At 38.5% G+C, this 2,356-nt stretch carries 3 protein-coding genes; all 3 read right to left on the bottom strand.

Features of this window, described 5'->3' with window-relative positions:
* Window positions 1–220 precede the first annotated feature (220 nt).
* Window positions 221–796, bottom strand: coding sequence for a hypothetical protein (locus tag FKN16_RS24130; protein WP_170903725.1), 576 nt, complete (start codon window positions 794–796; stop codon window positions 221–223).
* 138 nt (window positions 797–934) lie between these two features.
* Window positions 935–1,657, bottom strand: a complete 723-nt coding sequence (locus FKN16_RS24125; protein ID WP_170903724.1) for a hypothetical protein — start codon at window positions 1,655–1,657, stop codon at window positions 935–937.
* Window positions 1,658–1,795: 138 nt separating this feature from the next.
* The gene (locus tag FKN16_RS24115) at window positions 1,796–2,212 is read right to left on the bottom strand and encodes a hypothetical protein (protein WP_170903723.1); all 417 of its coding nucleotides are present in this window, start codon (window positions 2,210–2,212) and stop codon (window positions 1,796–1,798) included.
* Window positions 2,213–2,356 lie beyond the last annotated feature (144 nt).

The raw sequence follows: 2,356 nt of genomic DNA, 5'->3' as shown, positions 1-2,356 counted from the left end.
TTATTCTCATAATCAGTTGCAGCTACACGATTGCCAGATCCTAGCCTAGCTTCAGGGATCTTACTTCCCATCGAAAATCTCCTCTTGTTTATAACGCCCTGTTAAGGGGTGAGCAACGCAATACCGAAGCCGCCGCATACCACCTTAATCACTAAAACCAACGCATAGTAAAAATGCCACGCGTTGCGAATCCCTCTTAAACAGATTGTTAGCTAAACTATTACCTCTGAAACCTTTTGTCTACTTTATGCAAGACCATAGAAAAGGTTTTACCAAACGGGTCGTCTAGCTCGAAAACGATATTTTTAGCATCTTTTTCTACAATGACGTATTGCTCCGTGAGGTTGCTTGGAATGAAATCTTCAAGCGCAGGAACAAGGGCTTTAAACTTAGGCTCCTTTAGGTCAAAGTTCCTATTGTCTATTTGTAAAAATCGCGGGTAAGTTTTTGAGTCTGTTAATTTGACATAAAAATTCTTGGTATCATGCTCCCACTCTCCCGCACCATCAATGTCGTACATAACCTTTATCGTACTGGCATCACTGGTCTTGGAATCAATTACCATAATACCAGTAAAGTTGTACATTCCATTTTTAAAGTATTCTGTAGTTCCATTAACTGTTGCTGTACCGTTGGTTATTGAGTAACTGTACTTTGACTGCCAGATTCCTAAAAAATCATCTGAATTCGTTAGCTTATCGTCAAATGGGCTCCAATGAGTGTAAACACTCCAGCAGACACCAAAAATACCTGCAATAATTCCTACCCATAACCCAACAACTGATAATCTATTCATGAACTTTCCTTGTTTAGCTAACGCCCAATTAAGGGGTGAGCAACGCTACTACCCAAACCTAGAGCATTGTGCCATAAACACTATATTTGAAGTAGAAGCAAAAATGCCAAGCGTTGGGAATCCCTCTTAAATTGTTTGTTAGGCATTTTTACTCTCGATATACCCTTGAAACTCACTACCATTACCCGTGATCATTGCAATCTCGGTGCTAAGCTCAAACTTACAAGTATGTTTTTTTCCACCTATATCAAAATACGATACTTTTGCTTGAATATTAGGAAGGTCTGGAAACTGTTCTTTCCGGTCATTTTGAAAATAAAAATAAATCACAGCAGATACGAGTTGGATGTATGCCGGAGGTAAAAACAGCTCAGAAGAGTTACTTTCCACAGAGGAAGGTAAAACAAAGTCCAACTTTGATTCCTTTTGATTTCTCCAAACTGACACACTTTTCTTACCACTTTCAGTATCATAGCTCAGCATCCCATTGTCATATTTAAAATATGCTTGTATATGATTTTCCTGAGTTATTTTATTGACACTTTTAACCATAGATTCAATTGGAAAGCTCCAATTGACTTCTATTTGTTTGGCTGCTCCCAAGCCTACATTACTTAATGGTAGTGAAAAGTAACTACGCTTATGTGTATCGCTATTTTCTTCATCATCTATTTCAAGCCAATCAGTAGGTGCATCACTACTAGTAGCTGAAGATTTAAATGGCTTCTTAGAAATAACTAATTCTGGCTTATACGAAGCTCTACTGTGTTTTGAAGATAACTTTACCGCAAAAAGGGCTGCAATCGCTGATAAACATGCACCAATACTTGCTGAAATAGAAACCCACTGATCAATTGTCATGTAATACCTTTCGTTTTTGCCTAACGCCTTGTTAAGGTGTGAGGCACGCAATACAAAAGCCGCTGCATACCACCTTAACCACTAAAACCAACGCATAGTAAAAATGCCACGCGTGCCGAATCACTCTTGAACAATTTGTTATGCTCGTTCTTTTAGGGTTTGCACAAAACTTACAAGCAGCGAAACTTCGGTAGTTTCAAAGCACTCAAGTTTTGGTAATACATAACTGTCGTTCGCTGTTTTTAAAGTAATTTCTTTGAGCACTTTGCCGTCCCTTGAGTAACTTATATCAGAAGATTCAACATCACATACATTCAAATGCCAAAGTGTACTGTTGCCAAGTTTAAGAGTAATACGCCCACCTAGGACCTCGATGCTGTAAAGACCACTTTTATCCGGAAATTTTTGCTGTAGTAATAAGCTAATTACGGCTATTGAGCTCAAACCTAGCGCTACAAATAAGCTTCCTGAAGCAATAGAAATACAGATAATACCTATAGTGCCGATTAAAATTGCACCTTTATTCAAAGCTTTCTCTTTTTCCCTGAGAAACACAACTTCCTCCTAAGAGCATAACGCCCAATTAAGGGGTGAGCAACGCTACCACCCAAACCTAAGGCATTGTGCCATAAACACTTAATTTGAAGTAGAACCAAAAATGCCAAGCGTTGGGAATCCCTCTTAAATTGTTTGTTATGT

This window comes from Vibrio sp. 11-4(1) (genome assembly GCF_013048625.1).
GTDB lineage: Bacteria > Pseudomonadota > Gammaproteobacteria > Enterobacterales > Vibrionaceae > Vibrio > Vibrio diabolicus.
Note: the sequence above shows the minus strand (reverse complement) of the source record. Positions and strands in the feature narration are given on the sequence as shown.